18 protein-coding genes and 1 pseudogene are annotated in these 15,358 nt (G+C 52.1%); 6 read left to right on the forward strand and 13 right to left on the reverse strand.

What is annotated here, in order from left to right; all coding sequences use genetic code 11:
* The first annotated feature begins 95 nt into the window (after window positions 1–95).
* The gene (locus LC431_RS06810) at window positions 96–416 is read left to right on the forward strand and encodes a multidrug efflux SMR transporter (RefSeq protein WP_013578105.1); all 321 of its coding nucleotides are present in this window, start codon (window positions 96–98) and stop codon (window positions 414–416) included.
* 60 nt (window positions 417–476) lie between these two features.
* Here LC431_RS06810 and LC431_RS06815 read toward each other — a convergent pair whose 3' ends face one another.
* The 7 genes from LC431_RS06815 to LC431_RS06845 form a co-directional block, all read right to left on the reverse strand.
* Complete coding sequence (locus tag LC431_RS06815) at window positions 477–950, reverse strand: helix-turn-helix transcriptional regulator (RefSeq protein ID WP_013578106.1); 474 nt, start codon at window positions 948–950, stop codon at window positions 477–479.
* Window positions 947–2,296 carry a type II toxin-antitoxin system HipA family toxin gene (locus LC431_RS06820; protein ID WP_013578107.1) on the reverse strand — a complete coding sequence of 450 codons (1,350 nt, stop codon included), beginning with the start codon at window positions 2,294–2,296 and terminating at the stop codon, window positions 947–949. Before LC431_RS06820 ends, LC431_RS06815 begins: the two co-directional genes overlap by 4 nt.
* A gap of 195 nt (window positions 2,297–2,491) precedes the next feature.
* Entirely contained in the window at window positions 2,492–2,713 is a 222-nt protein-coding gene (locus LC431_RS06825) for a YdgH/BhsA/McbA-like domain containing protein (protein ID WP_014416648.1), read from the reverse strand.
* A gap of 167 nt (window positions 2,714–2,880) precedes the next feature.
* The gene (locus tag LC431_RS06830; RefSeq protein WP_014416649.1) at window positions 2,881–3,504 is read right to left on the reverse strand and encodes an NAD(P)H-binding protein; all 624 of its coding nucleotides are present in this window, start codon (window positions 3,502–3,504) and stop codon (window positions 2,881–2,883) included.
* A complete protein-coding gene (hutX, locus tag LC431_RS06835) occupies window positions 3,501–4,013 on the reverse strand; it encodes a heme utilization cystosolic carrier protein HutX (RefSeq protein ID WP_370633755.1) in 513 nt (170 codons plus the stop codon). The genes LC431_RS06830 and hutX overlap by 4 nt, the downstream gene beginning before the upstream one ends.
* Window positions 4,000–5,325 carry a heme anaerobic degradation radical SAM methyltransferase ChuW/HutW gene (hutW, locus tag LC431_RS06840; protein ID WP_223509536.1) on the reverse strand — a complete coding sequence of 442 codons (1,326 nt, stop codon included), beginning with the start codon at window positions 5,323–5,325 and terminating at the stop codon, window positions 4,000–4,002. Before hutW ends, hutX begins: the two co-directional genes overlap by 14 nt.
* A gap of 112 nt (window positions 5,326–5,437) precedes the next feature.
* The gene (locus LC431_RS06845) at window positions 5,438–5,812 is read right to left on the reverse strand and encodes a hypothetical protein (RefSeq protein ID WP_131637445.1); all 375 of its coding nucleotides are present in this window, start codon (window positions 5,810–5,812) and stop codon (window positions 5,438–5,440) included.
* 378 nt (window positions 5,813–6,190) lie between these two features.
* Here LC431_RS06845 and LC431_RS06850 point away from each other — a divergent pair, with 378 nt between their 5' ends.
* Together LC431_RS06850 and LC431_RS06855 are read left to right on the forward strand one after the other, a co-directional pair.
* Window positions 6,191–6,409 (forward strand): YgdI/YgdR family lipoprotein, encoded by a 219-nt coding sequence (locus LC431_RS06850; RefSeq protein ID WP_013578112.1) that lies wholly within the window; start codon window positions 6,191–6,193, stop codon window positions 6,407–6,409.
* A 159-nt stretch (window positions 6,410–6,568) separates the two neighbouring features.
* Window positions 6,569–6,868 (forward strand): annotated as a pseudogene (locus tag LC431_RS06855) (iron dicitrate ABC transporter ATP-binding protein); the annotation flags it as partial.
* A 24-nt stretch (window positions 6,869–6,892) separates the two neighbouring features.
* On the opposite strand, the gene LC431_RS06860 reads toward LC431_RS06855, so the two are convergent.
* Entirely contained in the window at window positions 6,893–7,378 is a 486-nt protein-coding gene (locus LC431_RS06860) for an Hcp family type VI secretion system effector (RefSeq protein ID WP_131637449.1), read from the reverse strand.
* 189 nt (window positions 7,379–7,567) lie between these two features.
* On the opposite strand from LC431_RS06860, the gene LC431_RS06865 reads away from it, so the two are divergent.
* The 3 genes from LC431_RS06865 (at window position 7,568) to lldD (ending at window position 9,696) form a co-directional block, all read left to right on the forward strand.
* A complete protein-coding gene (locus tag LC431_RS06865) occupies window positions 7,568–8,095 on the forward strand; it encodes a DUF2778 domain-containing protein (RefSeq protein ID WP_131637451.1) in 528 nt (175 codons plus the stop codon).
* On the forward strand, window positions 8,064–8,330 hold the full coding sequence (locus LC431_RS06870; RefSeq protein ID WP_121019889.1) for a hypothetical protein: 267 nt from the start codon (window positions 8,064–8,066) through the stop codon (window positions 8,328–8,330). The genes LC431_RS06865 and LC431_RS06870 overlap by 32 nt, the downstream gene beginning before the upstream one ends.
* 202 nt (window positions 8,331–8,532) lie before the next feature.
* A complete protein-coding gene (gene lldD, locus LC431_RS06875; protein WP_013578113.1) occupies window positions 8,533–9,696 on the forward strand; it encodes an FMN-dependent L-lactate dehydrogenase LldD in 1,164 nt (387 codons plus the stop codon).
* A 44-nt stretch (window positions 9,697–9,740) separates the two neighbouring features.
* Here the strand turns inward: lldD and LC431_RS06880 are convergent, their stop codons facing one another.
* The 5 genes from LC431_RS06880 to pqqC form a co-directional block, all read right to left on the reverse strand.
* A complete protein-coding gene (locus tag LC431_RS06880) occupies window positions 9,741–10,868 on the reverse strand; it encodes a GGDEF domain-containing protein (RefSeq protein WP_153375230.1) in 1,128 nt (375 codons plus the stop codon).
* 112 nt (window positions 10,869–10,980) lie between these two features.
* Window positions 10,981–13,173 carry a pyrroloquinoline quinone biosynthesis protein PqqF gene (pqqF, locus tag LC431_RS06885; RefSeq protein ID WP_223509538.1) on the reverse strand — a complete coding sequence of 731 codons (2,193 nt, stop codon included), beginning with the start codon at window positions 13,171–13,173 and terminating at the stop codon, window positions 10,981–10,983.
* A 7-nt stretch (window positions 13,174–13,180) separates the two neighbouring features.
* Window positions 13,181–14,314, reverse strand: coding sequence for a pyrroloquinoline quinone biosynthesis protein PqqE (gene pqqE, locus LC431_RS06890; RefSeq protein WP_037032803.1), 1,134 nt, complete (start codon window positions 14,312–14,314; stop codon window positions 13,181–13,183).
* On the reverse strand, window positions 14,301–14,558 hold the full coding sequence (pqqD, locus tag LC431_RS06895) for a pyrroloquinoline quinone biosynthesis peptide chaperone PqqD (protein ID WP_037033221.1): 258 nt from the start codon (window positions 14,556–14,558) through the stop codon (window positions 14,301–14,303). The genes pqqE and pqqD overlap by 14 nt, the downstream gene beginning before the upstream one ends.
* A gap of 26 nt (window positions 14,559–14,584) precedes the next feature.
* On the reverse strand, window positions 14,585–15,352 hold the full coding sequence (gene pqqC, locus LC431_RS06900) for a pyrroloquinoline-quinone synthase PqqC (RefSeq protein ID WP_037032804.1): 768 nt from the start codon (window positions 15,350–15,352) through the stop codon (window positions 14,585–14,587).
* Window positions 15,353–15,358: the final 6 nt, after the last annotated feature.

The following is a 15,358-nucleotide window of genomic DNA, read 5'->3' on the forward strand; positions in this document are numbered from 1 at the left end:
AGTGAACTATAATCCCCACTCTTCATGCTGACTGGACGACCAGAGACTCAGCCATACTGATGCAGGGACGACCTTGCGTGTTTTAAGGACATTTTATGGCCTGGGTTTATCTGCTTTTCGCCGGTATTTTCGAAGTGGTCTGGTCGACCGCGATGAAAGAATCTCACGGTTTCACCCGTCTCATTCCCAGTATGCTTACGGTCTTCTTCATGATACTCAGCGTTGTTTTGCTGGCGATTTCCATGAAAACGCTGCCCCTCGGCACGTCTTACACCGTCTGGGTAGGCATCGGCGCCATCGGCGCTTTCATTCTCGGTGTTGTGATGTTTGGCGAAAGCCTTAATCCGCTGCGGGTCATCGCCGTCCTGCTGATTTTTTCAGGCGTAATTTTGCTGAAAGTAGCGACGAAAGGATAGAAGCGGCAACGCGGAACATGACAAAGCCGCTCTGTAAAAGGAGCGGCTTTTTTTTACATCTTACTCACTGCGCTCAAAGAGAGTCCTGAATATCTGCTGAGAAACCGGCACCAGCCCGACTTTCAGGCCAAATGGTCTAAACAGTTTGTTGATGATGTCAGGCGTGTAATTTCCCTTATCATTTTCCACTTCTGATAGCGTCTTACGTGACACTGTCACTAATTTCCCAAAGGCGTCTTGTTTTAACCCCAGCACCGTAATCCTCAGTGCTTTTAGTGCTTGTCCCTGCGTGATTTCACCCAAAAGTAACGCCCGCATGATGTCGAGCCGGGCTTGATTTCGGTCATTGGTGCTGACGGGTTTCGTCAGGTTCGACACTCTTCGCTGGGCTTGTTTTTTTCCCGTGGAAGATGTTTCTTCCTGAGCCAGCATTTGTCCGGCGTCACGCCGCACATGATTCGCCTCATTTTGTTTAGCCCGTATTTTATCAATGGTATTTCTCGCAGAGTTTGCGGCAATCTCTGGTTCTTTCATAACAACCCCCAGCGGCGTAACTTTTCAGGAATAAAACTGAAACTTATCGCGGGCATGTTCAAAATTTGCTGCGGTATGCCACGGGCTTCCAGCCGCTCTTTCAGTCCCGACAGTTGATGTGACGTGTTTTTAAGTGCCGAAAGTAATGTTTCTGCCGGGACAAGATCATCGAGTGATTGTGCAATGCCGGGATAATCGTATTCACCGCCGATTTCCAACGGAGCCTTCCATTTCGTCGTTCTGGCAATACCTTCCGGATCGGCTTTCATCGGCGCAAAATCGTAGATTGGTGCAAGCCGGATGCTGCGTTCATCTTTCAGGAAAGAGGTGTTACGCCCATGATTATCGCTGTTACCAAAAATAATATTGAGCAGATCTCGTCGTACCCATTCAGTCACAAACCCCGGGATATCAAAATCAAAACCTTGTTCTGTCACCATATGACTGTGTGAAATCTTATCGATCAGTGCACGGAGGGTTTCTTCATGATACAGCGTCACACCGGGCGCTTTGCGCAGGAGTGAATAGACTGATTCCATTCCGAAACGTCTGATAAGTCCTTCCTCTTCAAAAGAAATATCAAAACGCGGAAGCCAGAGTGACGGATAAGTCAGCCCTTCTTCCAGCCGCATGTTTTGCGTCGGGATCGTGTCAAACCCCATGGCTTCAAGCTCATGGTAGAAATAGAATTCTGCCCGAAGAATATTGCAGTCTACCTCTGTTCTTGCGCCACGGGGATATTTGACCAAATAGGGAATGTCCCGGTTGGCAGTGTCATTCTGGTAGGTATCAATCCAGATTTGCTGTTCCTGACTACAACGCAGCAACAGCTTTGGTGCTTCGCCCCCGGCGCCTGTCGCGCCACCGGCAGCCGCACCGCGTTGTTGTGCGTAGTCCAGAAAGTCACCCGCCCGGTTTTTAACATCTTCTATAGTGAAGAAAAGTTTTTCAGCCAGCGGATTATATTCCGGTAATGATTCTTTTATGCGCAGATTGCCAACAGGGGACAAGGTGCCATGTTTGAGCAAAATGAAATTTTGCTGATCGGCTGTCAGTCCTTCGAGATCGAGATAGTTTGCCCAATAGCGGCGACTTGAACCGCTGGGAATAATATCATCAAGAAACTTCAGCCAACCCCGCTCATCGTCACCATCAAAAAACAAAGAGACGGGGTGATTCAACGATGCGGCATGGTTATCGTCACGATCAAGGTTATCAATAGCGTAATCCGAATGATAATTCAGTTCGGTCAGACGATAGTTATTCTGCTCACTGCCGGGAAAAGTGATGTTAGCAATATCAACCCAGGTATTATTGAGGAAAGCTTGTAACGTTAAAAATTCCATATGGGCTCCCATTAGTGTATGAGTGGTATATTACTCATTATCCAATGAGAGTCCATTTAATGTTACCTAAATAACTCGTTAAAGGTTTTTTAAAGCAATAATGAGTGATATCCCACTCATTATGTTTTTTACCCCAATGACAAAGCCGCTCTGTAAAAGGAGCGGCTTTTGTTTTTATCTCAGGACTTCAGCAAATCATTTGTACAACACGGCAGTGCCGTGGAGACGGTTCTGACCACCGGCTTCGATGATTTTATAAGAGGTTGCACCGGCGGCAGCGGCTTTGGCTGCGAAGGTGGATTCCAGGCCCTCTAATGTATTGCCAGAAGCAGATACAGTGCCGATTTCAGCGGCGAAGCTACCGAAAGAAACCGTGGCGAGTGCAGCAGCAACAACGAAAGTTTTGATAGATTTCATGATGTCATTCCTTCTCAATGTTTGTTTGGGGAAGGCCATGTGCCTTCGATGAGAAGAAGAATAACGCCGTGGGATTAGAATGAATAGCGAAGTGATTTGCTGATATTGGTTAAAATTTCTGAATAACATGTCAGGGGGCGAAATACCCCGTTTCCGGGGCATTTAATTCAGAACCGTTCTCCCTCCAGCGTCGAATCACACAGCGCAAACACTTTGCCCCAGCCATCGCCTGAGGCCAGCAGTTGCTGGATGTGCAGGGCGACATCACTCCTGCGCACGCGGCCGTGAGCTTCGGTTTGGATCAGGTGCGCTTTGCCGGTCGCCTCACCGTTCATCAGGCCACCGGGACGAAGGATACATCCTTCGAGCGAGCTGGTTTGCAGCCAGCTTTCCGCCAGTGATTTCTCACGAACCGCCTGGCCGAACGCCTGTTTTGCCCGTGCGGATAACGTTGGCCAACTGTCGCCGCAACCGATAGACGTCACCAGCAACATCTGGCGGATGCCGGCTTGTTCTGCGGTATCAATGATCAGCCGGTTGGCAGTGTAATCGGCAAGTTTGCCACCCAGCGTTGACACGATTTGCGCGTCCGGACCGGCCATCTGGCAGGCCTGCAATACATCTGCGGAATTGAGTGCATCGCCTTCAATGACGGTCACGCCCTGTTCACGCAATACTGCGGCTTGTTCAGGGTTGCGGATCAGTGCCACTACCGGGCGATCCTGCGCCGTGAGCTTAACCAGTTCTGCGCCGACACCGCTGCCTGCGCCAAAAATCAGCAAAGTATTCAAGGTTGTTTCTCTCTCTCAGCCAGCATGGCGGGAAGGGCACGAAAAGCATTCAGCTGATCGGCAAGATGCTGGCGATGGCTGTCGCGCCCGACGAAAACCTTGAGCATGGCATAACCGCAAGCGTTTAAAAACCAGACACTTGCTGTGCTCATTCCCATAAATGGCCGTTCAACCAGGGCAATATGCTGGCAGTGTGTGGCACGGATATGGCCGCTCATTCCGTGTTTACCGCGCAAATTAAAGTAGCCGTGACGATGCGTGCCGGTCGGCAATTCGCCGTGGAATTCGAGGATCAGATCCTCGTTATTCACCAGCGTTGTGACCTCGCCCCATGCCGTGATGTTGTCCCAGACCGCATCAAAATGCGTGCCTGCAAACAGATAACTTCCCGGCAGATTGCGGATCACCTCCAGCGGCGTGATGGCATATTCCCGGGCGATATCTTCGACAGTGCCGTCGGGTTGCGTGGCTAAAAAGTCGATCAGGGACTGAAGATTATCCGTGTGCATGTGCGTCATTCCGTAAGGTCAGTTGAGGGATCAGTGTTTGTAAGGCCTGCAACATATTGCTGGCCCAGAACCGCCCGGCAGGCGTGAGATTAAAACGCGGGCCTTCGCTGTGCATCAGGCCGCACTGTTGCCATTGTTGCAACAGGGGTTCAAGCGGGAAGGGGTCTTCAACAATACGGCTGAGATCATAACGGCCCGCTTCGATGCCGCCCTGCAAATCCAGTCGCCAGCGGTGCTCGCGGGTGGTTGACGCTGTCATCATCATGATAGGTTTCAACCCGGCGTCCAGTTGCTGGTAATACGCTTCCAGACTGCGCGCCGTCATATACGACTGACCCTCCAGATTGCCGCCCGCCCCGCTGCCAAAGGCCAGACAATCCGCGCCTTTTTTGATCAGCAAATTGTAGAGATTGCGTTCGCGGGTGTTGCGCGCCCAGTGACTGTTGCTGATCTGATGCCAGCCATCACGCGCCAGAAACGCCTCGCCTTCGAGATAAAAATCGCGGCGCATGCTGGCATCCGGCAGCGTAGTGCGTTTATTCCCGACCGCTTTGCCCAGCGGCGTGGAAGGCAGCAGGTTCAGCGCATAAAGATCAACGCCATCCAGCGGCAGGTCGCGGATAATCTGCAAATCTTCCCGCCAGCTCTCAGGCGTCTGCTCCGGCAATCCGAACATCAGGTCGCAGACCACGGCAGCCCGGTCACGTTCGCCGAGTTTACGCAGGAAACTGATGGCTTCGTCACGGTCCGCGCGGCGCCCCATTCGCTGGCGGATGCGCGTGTCAAAGGTCTGAATACCGATGGAAAAGCGGTTCGCACCGGCATCCAGACAGGCATCAATCCGTTCATCATCAAAGTTAAGAATACGTCCTTCGACGGTGATTTCGCAGTCCGGCGCCAGGGGTAAACTGCGGCGCAGCGTGGTGATAATCCGGTGCAGTTGTTTCGCGCTGAGCGCGGTCGGCGTGCCGCCACCAAAGTACACGGCGTGGACAGGGGCGGACTGATGCAGTGGCGAACCGGCTTCCTGCTCAATTTCGCGGATCAGATAATCGCAGTATTGTTCTGTGGCTTGCGCTTCCAGCTTGTTCTGGTAGAACCCGCAGAATGTACAGTGCGTGGCACAAAAAGGGATATGCAGATAGACCAGGCGCTTATTGGCCGCAAGTGTGCGCATGCAGAGCGCCTGCCACTGTGCAGGGACATCCTGCGGGGCGACGGGCTGCTGAGGCCGCCATGGCATCACTGCCCGCCGGTCGGGAAATGGCAGTCCCTGATCAGCGGCATAAAAACGCGAGAGGTCTAAGCTCATAGGGTTCTTCTTCTCCTGAAGAATCAATCATTCCCGAGCATTAAACGATAATGATTATCATTCGATCAAACCTAACCCGCGTTTTAGATGATCTGTATCAAGTTAAAAAGGATTACTGATCCAGTTCTGACTTACATTGATGCAACACGGCATCCATATCCCGATACGCCCAGTCCTGAACGTTATGTGTACTTACTGAGCGGCCAATAGACCCCACAGTGGCTTTATCAATCCAGTAGATACCCGCTGTTTCTCCATTTTTACTTACGGTCATTTCTTTCATTATATTGGCTGCATCATTTTCGGGTGTTCCGGTTTGATAGCCTTTTTGATTCAGGTTCTGACGTAAACAATAAGCAATGTCCCAGGGATGATTATTAATATAATCCACTGAAAAATTCTTTTCACCCGCACATGCTGATATCAGAAATATCAGCGTGAGTAATATTGGTTTCCTGAGCATAGTTATTCTCATCTCATTTTGCATTAGAGCTATTCCGGTTATTGATTCTCTCTTTTACCGGGCATGATGATATTGCTGTGCATATACCTCTGCGGACGCCCGATAATGAATATTATCGCGTTCCGGTACGAACGCCAACAATTTAAAATTAGAAAATATGTGCATGGATTCAGCGTAATGTACGCATAAAAAATTCTTTATCCGGATGTTAAAATATTAACATCATCCTTATTTTTCAGCATCCCGTTGTCAAAGCGTTGAATTTAAGGACAGTATGAACCCATAACATGAGCCACCAGAATACGTTTATGTGAAAGCGGGTGGTTAGAAAATAATGATATATTTATTAGCCTGATAGCGTGTTTTTCGGATATTTAGCGTTAAAATTCAACAGGAGTTATGATGAAAAAAGTATTAAGCGTAGTGGCTGTTATGGGCATCATGTTTGCTGTCAGTGCCTGTTCCAGTGACTATGTCATTTCAACCAATGACGGGCATATGATTACAACACATGGCAAGCCGGTGAAAGACAAAGATACCGGTCTGATCTCTTATAAAGATACTGATGGCAGTGTTCACCAGGTTCATCAGGGTGACGTAAAAGAGATTGTCGAAAAATAAGCGCGCTGGCACAGGAACCGCCATTAATATCATTAATGGCGTCATCTGCAGGGTGAAAATATATATCTCTTTCTCAGAAAGTTATAGCCGATTGCCACCCCGAAACGTATAAATTTCCTTTTAGGGTCTGGTTTAAGGGGAAATAGAGCACGTTTGCTGACACCGCTGATGCTGCTCGACGAGCCGACCACCTATCTTGATATCAGCCATCAGGTTGAGCTGATGAACCTGCTGCGCAGTCAGAATCAGCAGGGGAAAACGCGGGTGGCGGTGCTGCACGATTTGAATCAGGCCAGCCGCTATTGTGATTATCTGGTGATGATGGCGGCGGGCAAAATTATCGCGCAGGGCACGCCGGAAGAGGTGATGACACCCGAATTGCTGGCGCAGGTTTTTGATATCGATGTGCAAATCTACCCTGAACCGGCGTCGGGCAGGCCGATGTGTATTGTGCGGTGAAATGGGGTGTTAACCCCATTTTTATCATGAACGGTCATTCCATTCATCGGTATATTTAATATTGCCGTCAACATAGTGCCAGGTGATTTTGTTGTACATCATTGACACGGATTCCGTGTGATTAATCTGCGAATTACCTGACATTTTAACGTTCGGCATCCCGGGATTTACGCCAGTAATCTTCACGCCCTCAATCGTCATAATAAAATAAACCTCTTCGCGTCCGGCATCGTTAATACGGTACCAGCGGATCTCAGCGGACTTTAGTGTTTGGCCTTTTGAAACCGCTTTATATAAATAAGGACTCGACGAATCGAATTCCTTTTCAAACATCATCGGTGAATGAGAGCGTGTCCCGGTAATGCTGCCACTGCGACTATCGACGGGAATATTCAGACCGTGGCTGAAACCGATGATCTCAATACTTCCCTCACGCCCTGCAACATCCACTGAACCTTTGATAGCGGAACCGCCATCATCATAAAGCCACATATAAGCGGGTATTGGCATTGCTGTAATTCCCTTTAATAAAATGAGACTTCACGTTATGCCCATACTGCTATCAGCGCAATTAGCGGATGTCGTAATGGACTGAATTTTCAGAATTTTATTATCAATTCAGGCAGTCCTGACGTCTGTTTTTTGCGGTGCGACTCCTGTAGTGTCTTCCCTTAAGCTAAATTTTCAAAAGGCGGTTTCATGGCTTTACAAGGAAAGTTTGTTATTAATGATGCGGATTACTGCCCTCTGATGATGTATGGGGTCGGTACTTACATGGCTTACTCTGGCAAAGATGCGTATCGCAACAGGGCAAGTTGTATTGGAATTCCAAATCTGGGGCCGATTCCCTATGGTCGCTATCATATTGTGAAACGAGTAACGGGTGGGGTGAAAGGTGTTGTCAGGGCCGATATCCGTGATTCCTATTCGTGGTTTACGCCTACCCCGGTGATTAAGGCGGAGTGGTTTGCTCTTTATCGGGACGATGGGTCCATAGATGACAAAACATGGATAGAAGGAGTGGAACGAGGCAATTTTCGCTTGCATCCTCCCGGCCCGCTGGGGATATCCTATGGATGTATCACCCTTCAGCATCGCAGTGATTTTATGGCTATTCGTCAGGCCTTGATGTCTACCCGGCAGACAGAATTACCCAATGGTTTAATGAGTTATGGAATGATAGAGGTGATCCTGAATGGGCAGGCGTCGTGTGACAACGGGATTTAGAATATTAATTGCAGTGGGCATTTACGTTCTGGTTTTTCTTATTCTGCGGCCTTCATCCCCGGTGACTAAAGAACAATATATCTTCTGGAATGACACAGCCGCGTTATTTGGAGAACCAGACGTTGAAGGCTTTATCGGATTGACGCTATTTATTATTTGTCCTGTTATCACAGTTATTTTGTATCAGGTGATCGTCAGGCTTTTACACTGGCATCTGAACAAACCCGATAAATGATGAATCCGCGGACATTATCAACGCGGCGAGATTAAACCTGCCGCGCATTTTCAAGATTTCTCCTTCTTTCTACTCCCATGCTCTGCCGCGTAAAAATATGGTTTTTCGTTGCCATTGTTTTCTCTCAGGTTGTGTTTATCAGCTACACTTTTGACACCCCTACAGCGCCAATCAAAAGAGCGCAAGATAACGAGAAAACATCATGATCATTTCTGCATCAACGGACTACCGCGCCGCGGCAAAAAGTAAACTGCCGCCATTCCTGTTTCATTACATCGACGGCGGCGCTTACAACGAGCATACACTCAGACGTAATACCGCCGATCTGGCCGACATCGCCTTGCGTCAGCGCATCCTCAAAAACATGTCCGATCTCAGTCTTGAGACACAACTGTTTGGCGAAAAACTGGCGATGCCCGTCGTGCTGGCACCGGTCGGTCTGACCGGTATGTACGCGCGACGCGGCGAAGTGCAGGCTGCACGCGCGGCGGCGAAAAAAGGCATTCCTTTCACGCTTTCCACCGTCTCTGTCTGTCCGATTGAAGAGGTTGCACCGGCCATCGACCGGCCGATGTGGTTCCAGCTTTATGTGTTGAAAGACCGGGGTTTCATGCGCAATGCGCTGGAACGCGCGCAGGCGGCGGGGGTTAAAACACTGGTGTTTACCGTGGATATGCCGACGCCCGGCGCACGTTATCGCGATGCGCATTCCGGCATGAGCGGTCCAAACGCCGCTGCACGCCGCATGTTGCAGGCGGTCATGCATCCGCAATGGGCCTGGGATGTGGGGCTGAATGGCAAACCGCATGATCTGGGTAATGTTTCCGCTTATCGCGGCAAACCCACCACGCTGGAGGATTATATCGGCTGGCTGGGCGCAAACTTCGACCCGTCGATTTCATGGAAAGATCTGGAATGGATCCGTGAGTTCTGGAAAGGCCCGATGATTATCAAAGGGATTCTGGATCCGGAAGATGCAAAAGACGCGGTGAAATTTGGTGCTGATGGCATTGTGGTCTCCAACCACGGCGGCCGTCAGCTTGACGGTGTGTTGTCCACCGCCCACGCACTGCCGGCTATTGCAGACGCGGTGAAAGGTGACATCACCATTCTCGCCGATTCCGGCATTCGCACCGGTCTGGACGTGGTCCGCATGATTGCGCTCGGTGCAGACAGCGTGCTGCTGGGCAGGGCGTTTGTGTATGCGCTGGCGGCGGCGGGCGAGGCCGGGGTCATTAATCTGCTGAACCTGATCGAAAAAGAAATGCGGGTAGCGATGACATTGACCGGGGCGAAATCCATTGCTGATATCAGTGGCGATTCGCTGGTTTACGGACGGAATCAGGTGCATCGCGCGACCTTGTAAAATGCAGAGGGCGCAACTTCCGTTTGAAGCCACGCCCTGTTTCATTACCCCACGCAATAGCCGTTTCTGCCCGCATGTTTGGCGTCATACAGCGCACCGTCGGCACGTTTGAGTAATTCCAGCGAAGTCATGCCCGGCGACCATTGCATAATGCCCTGGCTGACCGTCACCGTGTCTGCCACCTGTGATAAGGCGTGCGGGATAGTCGCCTGCGTTACGCTTTGCCTGATGCGTTCCGCGACGACCTCCGCATCGTCGGCGGTGGCGCTGTGCAGCAGGATCACAAACTCCTCACCGCCATAACGGGCCACCAGATCGGCCGGTTGTCTTACGACCTGTTTAAAACACTCCGCGATGCCCACCAGACAAGTATCTCCGGCCTGATGGCCGTAATGGTCGTTGTATTTTTTGAAATAATCCACGTCAATCATGATCAGGGAAAAGGTGCCGCCCTGACGTTCCGTTTGCGCAATCAGTTGTTCAAGCTGATTATCAAGCTGGCGGCGGTTCGCTACGCCCGTCAGCGGATCATAATGCGCCAGATTATCCAGCTTGCTGACCAGCAACTGGTTGTCGCATTCCCGCCTGACAGAAAGGACAAACCAGCGGCTGAGCATAATACGCGCGCTTTCAAACAGGGCGCTGACGACAATCATCGCAGCGATTTCCAGAATCGGAATATCCTCTTTCAGCAGTACCAGATGAAAAAATAATGAAAACCACAGCGGTAATGTGAAGCTGTAAAGGATCGGCATGGTCGGGTACAGCGCAATCAGCGCCGTAAAAATCAGCATACAGAACAGCGGGAAGACCAGTTGTTGCTGCGTGTCACTGGCCAGCATGAAATGAAACACCACGGCCCAGAATAAACCGACCAGAAACGCCAGTATCATCGCGGGCGTACGTGAGCGTATGAAGCGCAGCACGGGCAAAAGAATGATAAAAAATACCAGGAAAATCAGGGCTAAATTATCCAGCACCGGACCGGAAACCGCCACGTCGGCGTTCGGATCCAGTAATACCCTGAACTGATGACGTCCGAATAAAAAAAGCACAAAACCAAGATTGGCGAGCAGCAACCAGATAGCGCTGATGCGCAGTGAGGCTTTTTTATAGTGATCCAGCAGGGCGTTAAACGCTGTGTCTTGCAGCGTGTGGGTGGTTTTTTGCATGGTTTTCCTTAACGTCGTCTTCGTGGATAGTGTAGACGAAGAAGAGTTTTTACTCCTCCCCCTGCGGAGGCCGGGAGGGGTTTTAAGGACGAAACGATGGCCAAAGCAGACATCAACTTCTTGATTTTTTTGTAATACCCCAACCCTCACCTTCGCAGGGGAAGGCGTTGTCCGGTGTTCCCAGACAGGCAGCCAGTTGTTCCCCAGTTACGCCCGCGATGATCATCTCATTCACGGGGGGCGCAAAGGCAAACTCCCTTAACCATTGCTGCCTCGCCGCTTCCAGCCTGTCAGCGGGCCGCGCGCTAAGCGATTCCCGCAACACGCAGCGCTTTTCTTCCAGTGTCTCCGGGGTAATGCCGTCAATGATGGCCGGGATCTGCGCGATAAACGTATGGATAAACCCCAGCAGTGTTTCTGCGCTATACGTAGGCGATTGTAATGCAAACAAAATGCCGGACTGGCGGGCGGTCTGATGGAAACGGCAACTCACTACGTATCCGACATTTTTTTCGACGCGCAATTGCTGGAAGAATTTGGGTTCGAGGAACGACGCTAAAATCTGCGTGGCGGCCAGGCATTCAGCGGTGTTTTCCGCCAGCGGACAGAATAGCAATACCGCAGCATCGTCTCCGGCGGTCGTGAATTCATGCACTCCGCCTGACGAGCTGCTGACCACTTCCGGCAGTTTTGCCAGCAGGGTGCGTATCGCGATATCCGATGCCAGCTGATGCTGTTCCTGCTCAAACAGCCGTTTGCCTTGTGCCAGCGCGGCGGGAGAAGGCGCGCGCAGCAGTTCGAGCGCCGTGGCGAGCGTGCGCGTCGCCCATGCCTGAGAGCCGCTAAGTTGTAATAATCCGTTGCCCTGCGCACAGGTAAACACCAGAGAATGACCTGCATGGGCAGATTGCGCGCAAAGGGCGCGCAGGCTGGCGCGGGCGATACACGCCTGAAGTAAGGTCAGCGGGGCACCGGTGGTCAGGATGCTTTCCCCTGTTTTAAGCTTGATTCCGGCGGACGGGAGGTAAAACCTAAAAGGTGATTTCGTGACGTTGTCACATTGTGATTGCCATTCTTTAAAACTGACCGGCAGGGTGAAGCGTTTTACCGGGGTGTTTTGACCAGACACATCCGGCGCAATCCACAGCCGCGTCATGTTTTCCGGCTTTAACTCGCTGAGCAATATCTGCCAGCCGTTATGCGCGGCGGGCGGGAAATCCAGGGTGCGGGCGCGCAGTTGATCCAACGGCGTCAGGCGGCTGAAATCGCGATGCGCGAGGGCAATGTAATGTTGCAAATGCCCGGTGCGTAAAGCATGAATCTGTTGCAGCCAGTGGCAGAACAGTGTTTCCACACGTGCACATAAAACAGGCGTGGTATCGCAGACGAGAAATTCAATACTGAGAATAGCGTCACTGTCGGATGCGTACGGCAGCGAAACCTGCACGCTGTCTGCCAGCGCCTGGGTTCGAAGTTGATCCAGCAAACTGCCCGGTGCTTCATCCGCCAGGAGCTGACGCAATAACGTCAGCGCGGGCGAGGGCGTGACCGGGAACGAAAAACGCAGTCGTGGTGACCCGTCAAGACTCAATTGCAGATGGCGTTCGTCGCGCAATACCAGAGGCTGAGCAGGCGCTGGCTGAGAACCGTTGCAGGCAACAAAGGCATTGCCGTAACGCTCTGCCAGCGTGGTCAGTTCAACGACAGATTGCGGCCCCTGTAACCACAACGTGAGCTGCCCTGCGGTGAAGAATTGCTGATGATAGTCCGTCAGTGCCTGTTGCAGAGCGGAAATATCCTCACCGAAAGCGGTACGGTTACCGACGTGAAAATCATGCAGTTGTGCCGGAGCGGCAAAGGCCAGACTCAGCGCCGCATCACAAAGGGAATCCGCATGACCGGTCAGCATGCGGTATTCGGCGTCGATCACCGCCACTTCCTGCTGCACTGCCTCCGTTGCCAGCAAAGGTTGCGCCAGCATGTCCGTCAGACGCGCCAGACCGTCTGCAAACTTTGCCGGTGTCATATCGAAAAACCACGCCGTCGAGGTGGCGTGCGTGCTGGCGTTGAGTCGCGCCCCTTCGGACTGCGCCCACATCATCAGCCGGTTATCGCCCTTAAACTGACGGCTTCCGGCAAACACCACATGCTCAAACAGATGCGCCAGCCCGGGAAAGTGCTGCGGTTCGTGATGGCTTCCGGCATTGAGATGAATCAGCGCGGCGGCGCGGGAAGCCTGCGGGTCATGAAGAATATTGACCCGCAATCCGTTAGCCAGTGTCAGGGTGTGTACGGCTGGCAGCATCAGACCCTCAGCCTTTAAAAATCAACTGCGAGTTCGCGCGGTTGCGGAACTGCAACTGATTGATCTGAATGTTGGTGCAGTTGGCCTGTTCGCGAGCTGCCAGAATTTTGCCATGATGTTCGGATTTGGAGCACACCGGATCGGCGTTGTCGGCGTTGCCGGTGAGCATAAACGCCTGACAGCGGCAGCCGCCGAAGTCTTTCTCTTTTTCAGAACAGGAACGGCAGGGTTCCGGCATCCAGTCGAAGCCGCGGTATTTGTTAAAGCCGAACGAGTCGTACCAGATTTCCTGCAAGGTATTTTCCAGTACAGACGGGAATTCGACCGGCAACTGACGCGCGCTGTGGCACGGCAGCGCCATGCCTTCCGGCGTCACACTGAGGAATATCGCTCCCCAGCCGCCCATGCAGCCTTTCGGACGTTCTTCGTAATAATCGGGCGTCACAAACAGCAGGTTGGCCAGATTACCGGTGCCCGCCATTTTCTCGCGATACTGATGCACCACATTTTCGGCGCGGGCGATCTGCTCGCGGGTCGGCAATAGTCCTTCGCGGTTAAGCTGCGCCCAGCCGTAAAACTGACAGGTCGCCAGCTCAACGTCATCGGCTTCCAGCTCGATACTCAGGTCGATAATCTTGTCGATCTGGTCGATGTTATGGCGGTGCAGCACGAAGTTCAGCACCATCGGATAACCGTGGGCTTTCACCGCTTTTGCCATCTCCAGTTTTTGCCGGAAGGCTTTGGCGTTACCCGCCAGTGCGGCGTTCAGCGTTTCATCGCTGGCCTGAAAACTGATCTGGATATGATCCAGTCCGGCTTCGGCAAACGCATCGATTTTCTTCTCGGTCAGCCCGATACCGGACGTGATCAGGTTGGTGTAAAAACCGAGATCGCGGGCAGCACGGATAAGTTCAGGCAAATCTTTACGCACTAATGGCTCGCCGCCGGAGAAACCGATTTGCACTGCGCCCATTTCCCGCGCTTCTTCGAACACTTTGATCCACTGTGCGGTGGTCAGCTCTTTTTCCTGTTTGGCGAAATCAAGCGGGTTCGAGCAATACGGACATTGCAACGGGCAGCGGTAGGTCAGTTCGGCCAGCAGCCACAACGGTGGTTTGACCGCAGGTTTAAGCAGGTTCACGGAAGGTAATCCACTTTTGAGCATGGGCCTGAGCGAAGAAATCTTTGACGTCATCATTCACGCCACCGGCTTCCGGGAAGCGGGCATTCAGCTCATCAATGATATTGGCAATCGTCCGCTCGCCGTCGACCAGTTGCAAAATGAAGGTCGCGCTGTCGTTAAGTTTCGCCATCCCTTCCGGGTATAAAATCACGTGACAGTCCTGCGTTTTCTCAAACTGCATGCGGTAGCCGCGGCGAAACATCGGCGTGTAGTGTTCGGTAATGGTGATCACAGAAGTCGTCCTTTATGCCAGACCGCCTGTTGCGTCACGCTGTGGTATGGCGGGCGGTTCAGTTCGTAAGCCATGCTCATGGCATCGAGCATGCTCCACAGAATGTCGAGTTTGAATTGCAGGATTTCCAGCATGCGCTGCTGTTTTTCGACGGTATCGCAGTATTCCAGCGCCAGTTGCAGGCCGTGTTCCACGTCGCGATTCGCCTGACTCAGGCGGCTGCGGAAGTAACCGTAACCTTCTTCCTCAATCCATTTGTAATGCTGCGGCCAGGTATCGAGACGCGCCTGATGGATTTGCGGGGCGAACAGTTCAGTCAGCGAGCTGCATGCCGCTTCCTGCCAGACGGCGCGGCGGGCAAAGTTAACGTAAGCATCGACCGCAAAACGCACACCCGGTAACACCCTTTCTTCTGAAAGCAGCACATCACGATCCAGACCGACCGCTTCCCCCAGTCGCAGCCAGGCTTCGATACCGCCTTCACTGCCGCCGTATCCGTCGTGATCGAGAATACGCTGCACCCATTTGCGTCGGGTTTGCGCATCCGGGCAATTGGCCATAATGGCCGCGTCTTTCAGCGGAATGCTGGTCTGATAATAGAACCGGTTCGCTACCCAGCCCTGAATTTGCTCGCGCGTCGCCTGACCATTGTGCATCGCAATATGGTACGGATGATGGATGTGATAAAACGCGCCTTTGGCCCGCAGCGCCTGTTCAAAAGCTTCCGGCGTCATCGGTGACGTCCGGTTTGAAGATGTCGTCATAATCGT

It is taken from the genome of Rahnella sp. GSA61A (assembly GCF_019969905.1).
GTDB lineage: Bacteria > Pseudomonadota > Gammaproteobacteria > Enterobacterales > Enterobacteriaceae > Rahnella > Rahnella aceris.

Bases quoted from the DNA above. Each gene is read 5' to 3' on its own strand.
- LC431_RS06865 (WP_131637451.1), top strand. From the start codon at position 7,568: ATGGCTTTACAAGGAAAGTTTGTTATTAATGATGCGGATTACTGCCCT.
- LC431_RS06860 (WP_131637449.1), bottom strand. From the start codon at position 7,378: ATGCCAATACCCGCTTATATGTGGCTTTATGATGATGGCGGTTCCGCT.
- LC431_RS06880 (WP_153375230.1), bottom strand. From the start codon at position 10,868: ATGCAAAAAACCACCCACACGCTGCAAGACACAGCGTTTAACGCCCTG.
- pqqC (WP_037032804.1), bottom strand. From the start codon at position 15,352: ATGACGACATCTTCAAACCGGACGTCACCGATGACGCCGGAAGCTTTT.
- LC431_RS06850 (WP_013578112.1), top strand. From the start codon at position 6,191: ATGAAAAAAGTATTAAGCGTAGTGGCTGTTATGGGCATCATGTTTGCT.
- LC431_RS06845 (WP_131637445.1), bottom strand. From the start codon at position 5,812: ATGCAAAATGAGATGAGAATAACTATGCTCAGGAAACCAATATTACTC.
- LC431_RS06810 (WP_013578105.1), top strand. From the start codon at position 96: ATGGCCTGGGTTTATCTGCTTTTCGCCGGTATTTTCGAAGTGGTCTGG.
- lldD (WP_013578113.1), top strand. From the start codon at position 8,533: ATGATCATTTCTGCATCAACGGACTACCGCGCCGCGGCAAAAAGTAAA.
- LC431_RS06820 (WP_013578107.1), bottom strand. From the start codon at position 2,296: ATGGAATTTTTAACGTTACAAGCTTTCCTCAATAATACCTGGGTTGAT.
- pqqD (WP_037033221.1), bottom strand. From the start codon at position 14,558: ATGTTTCGCCGCGGCTACCGCATGCAGTTTGAGAAAACGCAGGACTGT.
- pqqF (WP_223509538.1), bottom strand. From the start codon at position 13,173: ATGCTGCCAGCCGTACACACCCTGACACTGGCTAACGGATTGCGGGTC.
- LC431_RS06825 (WP_014416648.1), bottom strand. From the start codon at position 2,713: ATGAAATCTATCAAAACTTTCGTTGTTGCTGCTGCACTCGCCACGGTT.
- LC431_RS06870 (WP_121019889.1), top strand. From the start codon at position 8,064: ATGGGCAGGCGTCGTGTGACAACGGGATTTAGAATATTAATTGCAGTG.
- hutW (WP_223509536.1), bottom strand. From the start codon at position 5,325: ATGAGCTTAGACCTCTCGCGTTTTTATGCCGCTGATCAGGGACTGCCA.
- hutX (WP_370633755.1), bottom strand. From the start codon at position 4,013: ATGCACACGGATAATCTTCAGTCCCTGATCGACTTTTTAGCCACGCAA.
- LC431_RS06815 (WP_013578106.1), bottom strand. From the start codon at position 950: ATGAAAGAACCAGAGATTGCCGCAAACTCTGCGAGAAATACCATTGAT.